This is a genomic window from Rhizobium sp. J15 (assembly GCF_002531825.1).
In the GTDB taxonomy this organism is placed as follows: domain Bacteria; phylum Pseudomonadota; class Alphaproteobacteria; order Rhizobiales; family Rhizobiaceae; genus Rhizobium.
The window spans coordinates 1-15,748 of the sequence record NZ_NWSX01000010.1; the positions used below are offsets into that span (position 1 = coordinate 1).

13 protein-coding genes are annotated in these 15,748 nt (G+C 62.0%); 7 read left to right on the plus strand and 6 right to left on the minus strand.

What is annotated here, in order from left to right:
- From CO670_RS11320 to CO670_RS11330, 3 genes are all read right to left on the minus strand, one after another.
- A partial coding sequence (locus CO670_RS11320; protein WP_141502261.1) for an electron transfer flavoprotein subunit beta/FixA family protein occupies nucleotides 1-394 on the minus strand: 394 nt, incomplete at its 3' end.
- Between the two features lie 31 nt (nucleotides 395-425).
- A complete protein-coding gene (locus tag CO670_RS11325; protein WP_097590326.1) occupies nucleotides 426-1,031 on the minus strand; it encodes a dimethylsulfoniopropionate lyase in 606 nt (201 codons plus the stop codon).
- Nucleotides 1,032-1,131: 100 nt separating this feature from the next.
- The gene (locus tag CO670_RS11330; RefSeq protein WP_097590327.1) at nucleotides 1,132-3,168 is read right to left on the minus strand and encodes an NADH:flavin oxidoreductase; all 2,037 of its coding nucleotides are present in this window, start codon (nucleotides 3,166-3,168) and stop codon (nucleotides 1,132-1,134) included.
- Between the two features lie 147 nt (nucleotides 3,169-3,315).
- On the opposite strand from CO670_RS11330, the gene CO670_RS11335 reads away from it, so the two are divergent.
- The 7 genes from CO670_RS11335 (at nucleotide 3,316) to CO670_RS11365 (ending at nucleotide 11,041) form a co-directional block, all read left to right on the plus strand.
- On the plus strand, nucleotides 3,316-3,945 hold the full coding sequence (locus tag CO670_RS11335) for a TetR/AcrR family transcriptional regulator (protein ID WP_097590328.1): 630 nt from the start codon (nucleotides 3,316-3,318) through the stop codon (nucleotides 3,943-3,945).
- Nucleotides 3,946-3,958: 13 nt separating this feature from the next.
- Nucleotides 3,959-4,753, plus strand: a complete 795-nt coding sequence (locus CO670_RS11340; protein WP_097590329.1) for a pyrroline-5-carboxylate reductase dimerization domain-containing protein — start codon at nucleotides 3,959-3,961, stop codon at nucleotides 4,751-4,753.
- A 68-nt stretch (nucleotides 4,754-4,821) separates the two neighbouring features.
- Nucleotides 4,822-5,823 carry an ABC transporter substrate-binding protein gene (locus CO670_RS11345; protein WP_097590330.1) on the plus strand — a complete coding sequence of 334 codons (1,002 nt, stop codon included), beginning with the start codon at nucleotides 4,822-4,824 and terminating at the stop codon, nucleotides 5,821-5,823.
- Between the two features lie 94 nt (nucleotides 5,824-5,917).
- Nucleotides 5,918-6,805 (plus strand): proline/glycine betaine ABC transporter permease, encoded by an 888-nt coding sequence (locus CO670_RS11350; protein WP_088675604.1) that lies wholly within the window; start codon nucleotides 5,918-5,920, stop codon nucleotides 6,803-6,805.
- Nucleotides 6,798-7,877 (plus strand): glycine betaine/L-proline ABC transporter ATP-binding protein, encoded by a 1,080-nt coding sequence (locus CO670_RS11355; RefSeq protein WP_097590331.1) that lies wholly within the window; start codon nucleotides 6,798-6,800, stop codon nucleotides 7,875-7,877. The genes CO670_RS11350 and CO670_RS11355 overlap by 8 nt, the downstream gene beginning before the upstream one ends.
- 27 nt (nucleotides 7,878-7,904) lie before the next feature.
- A complete protein-coding gene (locus CO670_RS11360) occupies nucleotides 7,905-9,158 on the plus strand; it encodes a DUF3422 domain-containing protein (RefSeq protein ID WP_097590332.1) in 1,254 nt (417 codons plus the stop codon).
- An 872-nt stretch (nucleotides 9,159-10,030) separates the two neighbouring features.
- Nucleotides 10,031-11,041 carry a helix-turn-helix domain-containing protein gene (locus CO670_RS11365; RefSeq protein WP_097590333.1) on the plus strand — a complete coding sequence of 337 codons (1,011 nt, stop codon included), beginning with the start codon at nucleotides 10,031-10,033 and terminating at the stop codon, nucleotides 11,039-11,041.
- Here CO670_RS11365 and CO670_RS11370 read toward each other — a convergent pair.
- The 3 genes from CO670_RS11370 to CO670_RS11380 form a co-directional block, all read right to left on the minus strand.
- Nucleotides 11,038-11,313: a hypothetical protein gene (locus CO670_RS11370; RefSeq protein ID WP_097590334.1), complete on the minus strand. Its 276-nt coding sequence runs from the start codon at nucleotides 11,311-11,313 to the stop codon at nucleotides 11,038-11,040. The genes CO670_RS11365 and CO670_RS11370 overlap by 4 nt on opposite strands.
- Nucleotides 11,310-13,604: an FdhF/YdeP family oxidoreductase gene (locus CO670_RS11375; RefSeq protein WP_097590335.1), complete on the minus strand. Its 2,295-nt coding sequence runs from the start codon at nucleotides 13,602-13,604 to the stop codon at nucleotides 11,310-11,312. The genes CO670_RS11370 and CO670_RS11375 overlap by 4 nt, the downstream gene beginning before the upstream one ends.
- 210 nt (nucleotides 13,605-13,814) lie before the next feature.
- Nucleotides 13,815-15,746 (minus strand): diguanylate cyclase, encoded by a 1,932-nt coding sequence (locus tag CO670_RS11380; protein WP_097590456.1) that lies wholly within the window; start codon nucleotides 15,744-15,746, stop codon nucleotides 13,815-13,817.
- Nucleotides 15,747-15,748: the final 2 nt, after the last annotated feature.

Genomic DNA, 15,748 nt, shown 5'->3' on the forward strand with positions numbered 1-15,748 from the left:
CCAGCATCTGGCCGGTCTGGTTGGAATCGTCGTCGATCGCCTGTTTTCCGGTGATAACAAGCCCCGGCTGTTCGGCATCGGCGACCGCCTTGAGGATCTTGGCGACGGCGAGCGGCTCGACCTGATCGTCGGTCCCGACCAGGATCGCCCGGTCGGCGCCCATGGCGAGTGCGGTGCGCAGCGTCTCCTCGGCCTTGGCGGGGCCGATCGACACGACCACAACCTCTTCCGCTTTACCGGCTTCCTTCAGCCGCAGCGCTTCTTCCACCGAGATCTCGTCGAACGGGTTCATCGACATCTTCACATTGGCAAGCTCGACACCCGTGCCATCCGGCTTCACCCGGATCTTCACGTTGTAGTCGACAACCCGTTTGACTGGGACGAGAATCTTCATTTTGCGAACCCCTTATAATTCTAGACGGCCGTCAGTGCGGCCGGTCGGCAAGCAGCGCCCAGAAGGCGAAGAGCGGCGTCTCCACCGACCTCATGGCATGTTTGATCCCTGGGATATTGTAGAACGATCCGCCGATACCAGGCGAAAACCAGTCCCCCTCCCCCTGCTGGAACTCCCCCTCGGAAAGCACGAGATAGACCTCCTCCGGCGCATGGTCATGATCGGGATAGCGCACGTGCGGCGCCATCAATGTCACGCCGAGCCACAGGTCGTTCCGCTCCTCCAATCCGCCCGGGCCGATGATCATGGCATTGGCATGCCCATCGACGAAATTGTCGCTGGCCGTGTGGTCATACTTGGTGCGCCGGCGCCATTCAAGCATTGGCTCGATGCCTTTGAACCGCTCGATCAACTGCGTCAGCGAAGCATAGGAGCTATCGGCCGAAAGCGCCACATCGAGGTGATGAGCGCAGACGGGCAGCCGGCTGCCTTCGCCCGCCCGTGCAGTCCCCGGGCGCTCCAGCGCCGCAAAGAACCCGTCGAGCGAGCGGCGGGCTTCCGGCGCCTTGGCGAACTGGCCGAAAGCCACGGAAGCCGCCTCCAGGAAATGCTGGAGGTTTTCATTGCGTGAACTCATCCCATCCCCTCCCTTGGGAGCATGAAACCATCCGAAACCGGCTTACGCTTTCCGGCATCATGCTCCGGATGACCGGCCGGCGAACCGGCCGATCCTGCGATCATATATCCTTCGCGATGCGCAGACCGTCATAAATGGCGGCATGCGTGTTGCGCGCAGCGACGGCGTCGCCGATCCGGAACAGCTGGAACTTGCCCTCCGGATTGCGAGTGACGGACTGCGGTTCACCCTGAAGAAGCTGGTCGTGCGAGATCTCGCCGAGATTGGTCGAATTGGGCTTGAGCTCGAAATAGAGCTCGTCGAGCGGGATGGTCCCGTGGTTCACGACGATCTGGTCGTAGCTGTGCTGCCGGGCAATCCCGCCGTAATCGCTGCCGACATGGGCCACGAGCTGGTTGCCGCTCTTTTCGACGGCTTCCAGGCGATAGGTGACGGTAAAGGTCACGTCATGCTTCTGCAGCGAGCGCATATAGGGCACCAGGTTCATGGCCATGACTTCAGGCGCGAAGGACCGGTCCGGCGTCATGATCTCGACCTTGGCGCCTGATTTGGCCAGGAACTCCGCCGCCTGAAGGCCGGCATGATCGCCGGCGTCATCGAAGATCAGCACGTTGGAGCCCGCCTTCACATCGCCGGAGATGATGTCCCATGCGGAAACCACCAGCTCGTTGCCGCTCGTGAGAACCTCCGTATGCGGCAGGCCGCCCGTCGCGATGATGACGACATCGGGGCTTTCAGCCTCGATCGTGTCGGCTTCCGCCCATGTGTTGAAGTGGAAGGTGACGTCGTATTTTTCGCACTGGCTCATGCGCCAGTCGATGATGCTGATCATTTCCCGGCGGCGTTCGCTCTGCGCGGTGAGACGGATCTGGCCGCCCGGATTGTTCGCCGCTTCGAAGACGACAACCTTGTGGCCGCGCTCGCCGGCGACACGCGCCGCCTCGAGACCGGCCGGTCCGGCGCCGACGATGACGACCTTCTTCTTCACATCGGCCTTCGCCAGGATGTGGGGCATGGTCAGTTCGCGGCCGGTGGCGGCATTGTGGATGCAATAGGCGGCGCCGCCCTGATAGATGCGATCGAGACAGTAATTGGCGCCGACGCAGGGGCGGATATCCTCTTCCCGCTTCTCGGTGATCTTTCGGACGATATGCGGGTCGGTCATGTGCGCGCGTGTCATGCCGACCATATCGACCTTGCCGGCCGCGATCGCGTGGCGCGCGGTGGCGACATCGGGGATCTTCGCCGCATGGAAGGTCGGGAACTGGGTGGCGGCGCGGATTTCGCCGGCGAAATCGAGATGCGGCGAATTCGCCATGCCCTGGATCGGGATCACGTCGGTCAGGCCCGCGTCGGTGTCGATATGGCCGCGGATCACGTTCAGGTAATCGATGAGGCCGCTTTCCTTCAGGCGCTTGGAGAATTCGAGGCCTTCGGCCTTGCCGGTGCCGCCGGGAAGACATTCGTCGGCTGTGTAGCGCAGGCCGAGAATGAACTCCTCGCCCACCCTTTGCCGGATCGCCTTGAACACGTCGAAACAGAAGCGCAGACGATTTTCGAAGGAGCCGCCATAGGGGCCTTCGAGCTCGTTGGTGAGCGGAGACACGAACTGGTCGATCAGGTGGCCGTAGGCCTCGAGCTCGACGCCGTCCATGCCGCCCGCCTTCATGCGCTCGGCGGCATCGGCGAAATCCTTGATGATCCGCTCGATATCCCAGTCTTCCATCTTCTTCGGGAAGGCGCGGTGCGAAGCCTCGCGATGATGCGACGGGGCGACGACCGGCAGCCAGTCGCCCTTGTCCCAGCGCGTGCGCCGACCGAGATGGGTGAGCTGGATCATGATCGCCGCCCCCTCTTCGTGCACGGCGTCGGTCATTTCCCTGATCCAGGGAACGATCTCGTCCTTGTAGGCCAGCAGATTGTTGAAAACAGGCGGGCTGTCCCTGGAGACGGCGGCAGAGCCGGCCGTCATCGTCAGCGCCACGCCGCCCTTCGCCCGCTCCACCGTATAGGCGCGATATTTCTCCTTCGGCATGCCGTCCTCGGGATAGGCCGGCTCGTGCGAGGTCACGATGATACGGTTGCGCAGCGTCAAATGCTTGAGCTGATAGGGCTGAAGGAGGGGATCGTTCGACATGGGCCGTGGTTCCGTATTAAAAATGTCGAAGCAGACGCTAAGCGCAATGTACATATGTGTCAATGTTGAAAACAAGTCAGTCTTTAATTTCGACACTAATGTACATTTTTCTTGTGCTCAGCCTCGGAATTTGATAGGAGATTACGTATGGATCAGTCTTTGAACGACACCGGTTGGCGCGGATCACAGGAAGGATGGCTGGAAGCAGCTTACCATTCCCTGCTGGATTCAGGCGTGGATTCGGTGAAGATTCTGCCGCTGGCAAAGAAGCTCAATCTCTCGCGAACGAGCTTCTACTGGTTCTTCAAGGATCGGGAGGAACTGTTGAGCGCACTGGTGGCGCGTTGGCGCGATAAGAACACCGGCAATATCGTCAAGCAGTCCGAGGCCTATGCGGAATCGCTGGCCGAGGCGATGCTCAATGTCTTCGACTGCTGGCTCAACACCGATCTCTTCGACGCCAAATTCGAATTTGCCGTGCGCAGCTGGGCGCTCCAATCAAGCGAGCTTCTCGCAGAAGTCCAGCAGGCCGATCAGATCCGGCTGGAGGCGCTGAAACGCATGTTCATGCGCTTCGGGTTACCAGAAACGACATCGGATGTCAGAGCGCGGACAACTTATCTCGTTCAGATCGGCTACATATCGATGCAATCGAAGGAGGAACTCGCCGTCCGCATGAAACGGATTCCGGAATATATCGCGATCTACACCGGCGAAGTGCCGCAGCAGAGGGAGCTCGACCGCTTCTTCTCCCGGCATGGCTATAAGCCCGGCTAGAGGAAGACCCGAGATGAGCGCTTCCTTGAGGATCGGTATCATTGGCGGCGGCGGCTGGCTTGGCGGAGCCATTGCCGGCTCGATCCTCGATTCCGGCCTGGTCGTTCCTCAAAACCTCTCTCTCTCCTATCGCAGGGAGCAGCCGCGCCGTTTTCCGAATTCCTTCTGGACCGCGGACAGCCAGGAGCTCGCCGACCGCTCGGATGTGATCCTGTTTTCCGTTCGTCCCGATGACTGGCATCCCCTCGAGGTCGACGCCTCCGGAAAGCTCGTCATCTCGGTCATGGCCGGCATTCGCCTGGCCGCCCTTTCGGAACGCCACAGGACCGGCCGCGTCGTGCGCGCCCTGCCGAATGCCGCTGCCGAAGTGGCGAAATCCTATACGCCCTGGATCGGCGCGAGCGGCATCACGGAAGACGACCGCGCCGTCGTGCGCGCCATTTTCGAGACGTGCGGATCGCAGGACGAAGTCGCAGGGGAAAGCGACATCGACTATCTGACCGGCCTTTCCGGATCCGGACCGGCCTTCCCGGCGCTGCTCGCCGCCGCGATGATGCGCGACGCCGTCGCCCATGGCCTGCCGGTGGATGTGGCGCGCCGCGCCGTCAACACGGTGATGACAGGTGCCGGGCGCCTGCTGGAACGCCGCGACGAGTCGCCCGACGATGTCGTTCAGACCTTTCTCGACTACCGCGGCACGACCGCGGCAGCCATCGAAACCATGCGTGCTGGCGGGTTCGACGCCTCGGTCGCCAATGGTCTTTCGGCGGCGTTTACGAAATCGGTAAGTATGGGAGACGCTTCCTGAAAACCGTCGGAGCGGGTTACTGCGGCGCCCCGCTCATCAAGTACAGCCGCTAAACAGAGGGAACGAGAATGAAAAAACTACTTGCATCGACATGCCTGACATTCGGCCTGATCGGCGGGGCATCTTTTGCCAGCGCCGCCGAATGCGGCAGCGTGACCATCGCCAGCATGAACTGGCAAAGCGCCGAAGTTCTCTCAAACCTGGACAAGTTCATCCTCAACGAAGGTTATGGCTGCCAGGCTGACATCACCGTCGGCGACACCGTTCCGACGATCACCTCCATGGCCGAAAAGGGCCAGCCGGATATCGCGCCCGAAGCCTGGATCGACCTGCTGCCGGATGTCGTCAAGAAGGGCACGGAAGAAGGCCGCATCGTGCAGGTCGGCTCGCCGCTGCCGGACGGCGGCGTGCAGGGCTGGTGGATTCCGAAATATCTCGCCGACGCCCATCCCGATATCAAGACCATCGGCGACGTGCTGAAGCATCCGGAACTCTTCCCCGATCCGGAGGACCCGAAGAAGGGCGCCATCGTCAACGGCCCGCAGGGCTGGGGCGGCACGGTCGTCACCTCGCAGCTCTACAAGGCCTTCGGCGCCGAGAAGGCGGGCTTCACCCTCGTCGACACCGGTTCTGCTGCCGGCCTCGACGGTTCGATCGCCAAGGCCTACGAACGCAAGGAAGGCTGGGTCGGTTACTACTGGGCGCCGACCGCGCTGCTCGGCAAGTATGAGATGGTCAAGCTCGAAGCCGGCGTGCCGGAGGATTCGGCGGAGTGGAAGCGCTGCATCACCGTTGCCGATTGCCCCGATCCGAAGGCCGCCGCATGGCCGGTCGACCACGTCGTGACGCTCGTTGCCAAGCCTTTCTCCGAAAAGGTCGGCCCTGAGGTCATGGACTATCTGGCGAAGCGCTCCTGGAGCAACGACACCGTCAACAAGCTGATGGCCTGGATGACCGACAACCAGGCGACCGGCGAAGATGGCGCCAAGCACTTCCTGGAAGAAAACAAGGACATCTGGACCAAGTGGGTTTCGCCTGAGGCAGCCGCGAAGATCGAAGCTGCCCTTTAACACCTGACATCGCGGTGCGCGAAAGCGCACCGCCTCTCGCTGCCGATAAAATCAAAAAGACTGCCACGGCTCTTTGAAGAAAAAGGGGATCCGAATGGAATGGTTTTATAAATTCCCGCACATGAACGACGACGCGCTTCGCAATCTGAAGAAGGCGATCGACGACGGTTTTCGCGCATTCACCCGCAGCTACGGCGACGGGATCGAAAGCCTCTTCGTTCCGCTCCAGCACTTCCTGATTGCCGCCGAACGCTTCATGACCCAGACGCCGTGGCCGATCATCACCGCGATCATCCTCGCCATCGCATGGTTTGCGAGCCGCAGCCTGAAGATCGTCTTCGGCTGTCTCGTGACCCTGCTGCTGATCGGTTACTTCGATATGTGGGACGATACGATGCGGACGGTCTCGATGATCTTCGTCTGCACTGTGCTCTCCATCGCCATCGGCATTCCGATGGGCATATTGATGGCCCGCTCCGACAGGCTGCAACGCGTCGTCAACCCGATCCTCGACGTCATGCAGACGATGCCGAGCTTCGTCTATCTCATCCCCGTCGTCATGCTGCTCGGCATCGGCAAGGTGCCCGGCCTGATCGCCGTCGTCATCTACGCCATCCCGCCGATGATCCGCCTGACCGATCTCGGCATCCGCCTCGTCGACAAGGACGTGCTGGAAGCGGCCGACGCCTTCGGCACCTCGCGATCGCAGAAGCTCTTCAAGGTGCAGCTGCCGCTGGCGCTTCCCACCATCATGGCCGGCATCAACCAGACCATCATGATGGCGCTCGCCATGGTCGTCATTGCCTCCATGATCGGCGTCCAGGGCCTCGGCCAGCCGGTGCTGAAGGCGATCGCCAACCAGTACTTCACGCTAGGCATCTTCAACGGCCTTGCCATCGTCGGCATCGCCATCATCTTCGACCGGGTCAGCCAGGCTTATGGCAAAAGGCTCCAGAAGCATCGGGAGACCGTCCATGGCTGAGCATCATTTCGGCGGCATCAAGATCCGCAACCTCTACAAGATCTTCGGCCCCACCCCCGCCGCGCATGTCGAGGCGGTTCAGAAAGGCCTGACCAAGACCGAGCTCAACCAGAAATACGGCCACGTGCTCGGCCTCAGGGACATCAATCTCGAGATTCCCTCCGGCTGCATCCAGGTCGTCATGGGACTTTCGGGTTCGGGCAAGTCGACGCTCATCCGCCACATCAACCGACTGATCGATCCGACCGCCGGCGAAGTGCTGGTCGACGGCGTCGATGTCGTGAAGATGAACGAGAACGAGTTGCGGACATTTCGCCGGCAGCAGACGGCGATGGTGTTCCAGAAGTTCGCGCTTTTGCCGCACCGCAATGTTCTCGACAACACCATCTTCGGTCTCGAAGTGCAGGGCATGGAACGGGCCAAGGCCGTCGACATCGCCATGCGCTGGCTGGAGCGGGTCGGGCTCAAGGGCTTCGAGCAGCGCTATCCGAACCAGCTCTCCGGCGGCATGCAGCAGCGCGTCGGCCTGGCGCGGGCGCTCGCCAACGATGCCCCGGTGCTGCTGATGGACGAGGCCTATTCGGCGCTCGATCCGCTGATCCGCACCGATATGCAGACCGTTCTTCTCGACATCCAGAAAGAGATCAAGAAGACCATCGTCTTCATCACCCACGATCTCGACGAGGCACTGCGTCTCGGCGACCAGATCGCCATCCTGCGCGACGGCGAAGTCATCCAGCAGGGCACCAGCCAGGACATCGTCCTGCGTCCGGCCGATGAATACATCGCCAACTTCGTCAAGGAAGTGAACCGGGGCCGTGTCATCCATGTCGAAGCCGTCATGACGCCGCTGCATTCCGGTGCCGCCCCCGTCGGACTGGCGATTGCGGCGGGAACGACGGTCGAAGAGGCCGTCCGCATGCTGGCCTCTGCGCCGGAGGGCGATGCCCGGGTGATTTCGCCATCCGGAGAAACCTTGGGTCTCGTCACCTTCCGTCAACTTGCCGGTGCTATGGTGAACTCTCAAGAGGCCGGTCATCGGCGCGACAGCACCCTTTCGGTCGCGCTCTGAGCCACCACGAGGGAGAGACGACGCAGCATGCCATTCGGCTCCGAGCATCCGCTGCGCAAGGAGTTACACGATGAACTCCATGCGCGGCCGTCTCTCTATTTCGACGGCGACACCGATGTCTGGCATGTCGCCATCGTCGGCGACAACGCCCCTCCCCCGATCCCGGCTTCGCTGCCGGGATTGGAGGACGTTTCCACGACCCACCAGGGCAATCACGGCATCGGCCGCTTCGCCGGCGGCTGGCTGAAATGGGAAGCCCATACCGAATTCCTGACCCTCACCTTCGTCGTTCCGGCATCGGCCGAGCCCGGCAGCAGCCCGCCTCAGGCGTTCCAGGCCTGCTGCCGCGAGATAGACGGAAAGGCCATCGCCGCCGTCCGCGTGCTGGTGCGCGATGAGAAGGACGGGCAGGTTCTGGAAAAACCGAAGCTCGACTATGTCGCGTCCAAGGTCGGCGGCGGCGATGCGGAAGTGCATTCGAACTTCCGCCTCAGCGACAGCGGTTTCGTCGAATTCCTGCTCTTCAACCGCAACCTCAACGCCTACAGGACCGGCCGCATGGTCCGGCGTTTCCTGGAGATCGAGACATACCGGATGATGGCGCTTCTGGCCCTGCCGATGGCGCGCGAGACGGTGTCGCAGCTTTCGGCTTTCGACCGGCGCCTCGATCTTTTGATCACCCATATGCAGAGCGCCGTCAAAGTCGACAAGGCGCTGCTCTCCGAAGTGACGAGGCTCTCTTCCGACGTTCTCAACTTCTCCGCACTTGCCCGCCACCGCTTCGGCGCGACGAAAGCCTATGCCGAGATCGTCGCCAGCCGGATATCGGAGCTTCGCGAGGAGCGCGCCGAGCAGCGCCAGAGGATCGGCACCTTCATCGACCGGCGTTTTCAGCCGGCCGTCCGCTCGGTCAGCGCCGCCGAGCGCCGCCTCGACGAACTGGCCGAACGCGTCAGCCTGGCCGGAGACCTGTTGAGAACCACGGTGCAGGTGCAGCTCGAGGACCAGAACGCCTCGCTGCTGACCTCGATGGAAGAGCGGGCGCGCGTCCAGGTGCATATCCAGCAGGCGGTCGAAGGCTTCTCCGTCATCGCCATCACCTATTACACCATCGGCCTCGCAAAGATCTGCCTCGACAGCATTACCGCGCTCGGCGTCGATCCGCATGTGGCGAAGCTTGCCGTTCTCGGCGCCATCCCCCTCGTGCTTTTCGCCGTCTGGGCCGCGGTCCGCCATGTGCGCAAAAGCATTGCCGGCTCGCCCCTCAAGGCGCACGAATAGCGCGCGATTTCCCCATCGGTCGGCACCGGCAGAATCGGTTTACCGGGAGGCCGCGTCCGGGGCAAATTGTTACGCAGACGATAGCGTTGCGATTTCCTTCGCGCTTCATGAGAAAATTACGATCCGTGTCCACTTTGCGTAGATATCGCGCAGAATGGGCGCGATGACAGCCTATACATTTTGCGCACGATCAGGCCAGACTGCGTCGCGAAAGGCCGATCTGCCGACAATATCGGCATCCGACAATTGCTCCATGGCTGCGGAACAATAGAATGGACTTCGACCAGGACCATGATGGTCCAAGGTCTCAAAGCCAAACCCGTCCATCGATCACCCCAAGTGATGGGAGGGGGATAAGTCGATACGCGCTCCATCCCGTGCGTATGACCAAATGCCTGTCGGCCTGCCGAAGGCTCGAGCGGTCCACTAGAACCTTCGGCAGGCGACTTGGCAATGGCGCGCATCAGGCGCGCCGCCATGCGCAATTTGGCTAATCGTTTTACCATCGGAATAACCTAAAAACCGGCAGATCGACGGATTGCCAGCCGGTTCCGCTTCTGTCAGTTCCTGGCCTCTGGCTCGAAAAACCTGACTGGATGGGAACTATCGACAAGGCAATTCACAGGCTGGTTCTCGTGCCGCCGCCGCACTTCGGCTCGTGCCGCACCGGCTCGCGCAAGCCGCCGATTTCAATGGCGGCGGCCAGGCCTCATCCACCACTCTTCCTGCTGGACTCTGACGAAATCTGAGGGAGAATGACCACGCATGAACAGTTGCGGGGCAGAAAGAGGGACGTACATCAACATAGCATCCAAGCGGAACGTGCGCTTCGCCGGCTCGATGCAGCGAGATAAAAACAATCGGGGGAGAGCATGACGGAAACCAGCACCCAGCCATTCTCGTTTCGCTTTCGCGGCTCATCCTTCGACAACATGGTTGAAACGCTCGGCGGCGCTTTCGGCGCATTCGATGCCGCGCCGATAGGCCGCGCCCAGGAGTTCCATTGGGGATTGGACTTTTCGGTCGCCGACAGCGCGGTCCTGCTCACCGGCTATCATGAGGCGGAGTTTCAGTTCAATATCGAGCCGACCGTCGATACGACGGAGTATCTGTCGATCGTCGTGCCACGCAGCGGCGGCATGGGGGTGGCATATGGATCTCGCGTCGCCGAGGCCGGGCAAGGAAAACTGCTTCTCTATAACAACTTCGAGCCCGACAGCGTCATCATGCACGGGCAGTCCAATGTCATCGATGAATTGCTGATCAACTGGTCCGTCATTCTTCAGACGATCGGACAGACGTTCGAGATTCCGTTCAGCGGCTCTCTCGACCTGCTGCCCGAACTCGATCTCTCGACACCGGCCGGGCGGACGATCGGCAACCTCACCGAAACGATCGCCATCGGCATGCGCGACGACGGACCGCTGCTGCAATCGCCGATCGCCATGGCGCATATGACGCAGGCGCTGGCCGATCTCGTGGTCCGCATGGTGCCGAACCGGCTCTCGCATTTCCTCGACAAAGGCCCCGCCCTGATCGCGCCCCGCCATGTCCGCAAGGCGATCGAATTCATGCAGGCCAATATCGGTCAGCCGATCACCATGCCGAAGGTTGCCGAAGCGGCCGGCGTTTCCAGCCGGGCACTCGAAACCGGCTTTCGCGCATTCAGGGGAACTTCTCCCGCCGCCTATCTGCTGACGCTGCGCCTGCGCGCGGCGCGGCAGGATCTGCTCGATCCCGAAAGCACCGAGACCATGAAAGCCATCTGCCTCAAATGGGGCTTCTTCCATTTCGGCCGGTTTTCCGCAGTCTATCGGTCGACCTATGGGGAATATCCCTCCGACACCAGGAAGCGCGTCGGCCGCCGCTATGCCGGAGGTTAGAGTTCTGGCAATCTATAATGCACTCTCATCGTCCTCGGCTCCCGCTTGACGATATCAAGCACGCCTTCGCGCTCAGTGAGCGCATTGAGTTCCCGGAGCACGAGGGAATGCGCGATCCCGAGCAGGCGCGCAAAGGAGCGGCTGTCCTCTGCAATTCCGAGCTCGGCCGCGACGAGCAGGCCGGCCTGGATCGCGGTCAGCCTGTCATCCCGCTCCTGCGCCTTGGCGACCAGGGCAAGAAAGCGGTCGACCTCCGACGGCTCTTCGCTCACGCGGCGTTTCGCCGGCGGAAGGACACCATGATCGATTTCGAGGTCGGCGTATCGCTCTCCCTGCCGGCGCTGGCAAGCGGCACAAGCACGTTCAATTCGGGATAATAGCCGGCAATGCTGCCCCTCGGAATGTCATAGGGCACGAAGCGGAAGTCCTGCGCGATGCGCTCGATGCCGTCATCATGCTCACCGACGACATCGACGCGGTCGCCGGCTTTGGCATTCATCGCCTCCAGGTCGGCAGGGTGAATGAAGATGACCTGCCGCTCTCCGTAGACGCCGCGATAGCGGTCGTCGAGACCGTAGACCGTCGTATTATATTGGTCGTGCGACCGGAATGTCTGCAGCGCAAAATGCTCGCCACCCTTTCGCGCGCGCTGGTGCACCGTCTCCTCGGGAAGCGCCTCCGAAGAGAAAGACGCTTTGCCGGCCGGCGTGTCCCACTCCCGATGAGCGGCCGCATTGCGCAGATGGAAGCCGCGCGGCTTGCGCAGGCGGGCATTATAGTCCTCGAAGCCCGGAATGGTCGCCTCGATATGATCGCGGATCAGGTCGTAGTCGCCGGCAAGCTCGGCCCAGCCAACGACGGCGGAACCGACCGTCGCCTCGGCAATGCCGGCAATGATGGCGACTTCCGAGAGCAGATGCGGCGAAGCCGGCCGGTTGATGCCGGCAGAGCCGTGCACCATGCTCATCGAATCCTCGACGCTGACGAGCTGGGAGCCGCCGGCCGCATCGCGATCGATTTCGGTGCGGCCGAGGCATGGCAGGATGAAGGCCGTCTCACCGGGCATGAGATGCGAATGGTTAGGTTTGGTCGCGATGTGCACCGTCAGCTTCAGCCGCCGCAGCGCCTGTTCGACGAGCGCGCTGTCAGGCGTGGCACGCGCGAAATTGCCGCCAAGGCCGATAAAGGCATCGGCCGAGCCGTCAAGCATCGCCCCGATTGCGGCAAGCACGTTGTGGCCGTGTTCGCGGGGAACGGTGAAGCCGAAATGCTTCTCCAGCGCGTCGAGGAAATCCTCCGGCGGCTTCTCGTTGATGCCGACGGTGCGGTCGCCCTGCACATTGGAATGGCCGCGCACCGGGCAGAGGCCGGCGCCGGGCTTGCCGATATTGCCGCGCAGGAACATGAAGTTGGCGATCTCGCGGATCGTCGCGACCGAATGGAGATGCTGGGTGACGCCCATTGCCCAGGTGCAGATGACCCGCTCGGCCTTGATATAGACATCGGCCGCCCGCTCGATCTCGTCGCGGCTCAGTCCCGACTGGTCTTCGATCTCCGCCCAGCTCGTCGCCTCGACGGCGGCCCGGTATTCGGCAAAACCGGCGCAGTGTTCGGCAAGAAATGCGTGGTCGAGCACGGAAGGCAGACCGGCGGCGAGTGCGGCGTCCTCCGCAGCAAGCACCGCTTTCGCCATGCCCCGGACCGCGGCCATGTCGCCGCCGAGCTGCGGCTGCAGATAATGGCTGGCGATGTCGGTCGAGCCGCGGCGCATCATCTCGATCTTGTCCTGCGGATCGGAGAAGCGCTCCAGGCCGCGCTCGCGGATCGGATTGAAGACGACGATGCGCGCGCCGCGCAGCGCCGCGCGGCGCAGGTCGCCGAGCATCCGGGGATGGTTGGTGCCAGGGTTCTGCCCGATCACGAAGATCGCGTCGGCCTCTTCGAAATCCTCCAGAAGCACGGTGCCCTTGCCGACGCCGACTGCCTGGCGCATGGCGATGCCGCTCGCCTCGTGGCACATGTTGGAGCAATCGGGAAAATTATTGGTGCCGTAGACGCGCACGAAGAGCTGGTAGAGGAAGGCGGCCTCGTTGCTCGCCCGGCCCGACGTGTAGAATTCCGCCCGGTTCGGATTGTCGAGGCCTTTCAATATGCCGCCGATCTCGGCAAAGGCATCTTCCCAGGAAACAGGCAGGTAACGGTCGCTCGCCCGGTCATAACGCATCGGATGCGTGAGGCGGCCGTTGAGCTCCAGCTCATAATCCGACAGCTGGCGAAGCCGCGACACCGTATTCGCCGCGAAAAAGGCGGGCGTCGCCCGCTTTTCCGTCGCCTCCCAGGCAACGGCCTTCACGCCGTTTTCGCAGAATTCGAACGACGATCCGTGTTCCGGATCGCCCCAGGCGCAGCCCGGGCAATCGAAGCCATCTGGCTGGTTCGCCTTCAGCATGGTCCGCGCCCCGGAAAGGGGCATGCCGCTTTGCAGCAATTGCTTGCCGCAGCTCTTCAGAGCGCCCCAGCCGCCGGCTGCCGCCGATTTCTTGCCAATGAATTTTGTGTCCATGCGCTCCTCTATTGTCGAAGCGGGGAGAACATCAAGGCCATAGGGACGATGGTTCGATAGAAAAAATCTATCAAAACGCAAGAAGGCGGCTGTCTATGTGCGACGTCAGCTTAAAGCACGTCGCGATCCTTCAGATCCGCTCGCCGTGCTTCAAGCTTTTTTTTCGCGTGTCGTTATCGCAAAACCGCGCACACTTTTGCGCGACACGCTTTAGCCGGCTTCCTTGATGGCGTGCCGGTCATGGTTCGGCGAGTGCGCCAGAATGCGATTGCGGCCTTGCGTCTTGGCGTCGTAGAGCGCAGCGTCGGCCTCGGTCAGCAGGCGGTTCGGATTGGTCCGCAGGACGGCGCCCGTCGCGCAGGAGACGCCGATGCTCGCCGTCACCCTTTGGAATTCGCTGCCGGTATGCACGATATTCTCCTGGGCCAGGCGGCGCGCGAATTGCTCGGCGACGATCATCGCCCCCTTGGCGCTAGTGTCCGGGAGGAAGACCACGAATTCTTCGCCGCCGTAGCGCGCGACGATATCGGCCGGGCGGCTGACGGACTGGCGCAGGCACTTGCTGACGACACGCAGGCATTCGTCCCCGGCGGGATGGCCATAGGTGTCGTTATAGGCCTTGAAGCGGTCGATATCGACCATCAGCAGGCTGAAAGGGGTGTTCTTCCTGGCGCTGCCCGCGGTCTCGCGCGCGAAAGCCTCATCGAAGGCGCGGCGGTTGACCATGCCGGTGAGCCCGTCGGTTTCGGCCAGATTCTTCAGTTGCTCGGCCGACAGCCTGAGCGCGATTTCCGCCTGCTTCGTCGCGGTGATATCCGAGACGACGGCCATCGCCGTGCCGTCTTCCGCCAGCCTTGTGCGGATGCTGCGCCAATCGCCGTTGTGAAGCTGAACTTCTTCGTCCTTGTTGCTGTGCAGCGAAGCGGTGGCGCGCTTGATCCACTCCTCGGGATCGCCATCCACAGCACCGGGCCGCTCGCCGGTTTCGACGACGCGGCGCAGGATATCGCGGATGTTGGCGCCGACCACGCGCGCATCCCCGGAGAGCGGGAAGGCTTCGCGATACTGATCGTTGCAGAAGAGAAGAAAACCCTTGCTGTCGTACATGGCGATGCCATCGGACATGCTGGCCATCGCATGCGACAGCAGGTTCTTGCTTTCACGCAATTGCCGCTCCAGCGCGGCGCGCTCGGTGACGTCGCGCGTGACACCCGCAAGGCCGATCACCCGCCCCTGCTTGTCCCGCAGCGGCACTTTGGAAGCGAGCAGGAAACGGCCCTCGATCCGTTCGCTGGAATCGATCAGCGGCTTGCCCGTTTCCATCACCTGCTGCTCGAGATGATACAGTTCTTCAGCGAGCGGCTGCGACATCAGATTGAAATCCGACAATCCGGTCATCTCCGCCGTCGTTCGGAACCGGAAGAGGCGGGTCATGTTTTCATTGACCGTGATGAAGCGGCTGTTTCGGTCCTTCACATAGAGATAGTCCGGCGACTGCGAAAATGCCGTCACCAATATGCTTCGCTCCAGCTCCCATTGCTGCGTCTTCAGAAGAACGAAGCCGCCGAGCACCGTCGCCAGGCAATTCAAGGAGGTCAGGGGAAAACCGACGCCGGCCAGAACATGGGCCTTCACGAGGGTGGGAAGCAAGGCCATCGAGGCGACCAGCGCGCCGCCGAGGGCAAGGCTCACCAGCGCAACGTCGCGGAAGCCGGCAGACCGTTTGCGTGTCCAGAAGCAACCTGCCAGACCGACGCCGGTCGCGGCAGCGATCGCGATGATCCCGTCGATCATCGCTGTACCGCCGACGACAAAACGGAAGGCGATCGCCAGCGATGCGGCAAAAGCCGCCGCGATCGGCCCGCCGAACAGCCCGGCCAGGGCAAGAGGCGCAAAGCGCAGGTCGATATAGATGCCGGGGATGAATTCGATCGCCAGCAAAATGGATCCGATGGAGGCGCTGCCGGCCAGGATGCCGAAGGCGATCTTTTCCTGTTTGAACGAGCGATGCTGAAATTGGATCGAAAAATGCGCCCAGAGCGAAATTGCCAGGCACACGAATGAAAGGTTGCCACCAAATTGCGTCCAGATGCCATTCACCGCGTTGGATCCACCTTCCAAGACATGTAACGAACTCATCATAG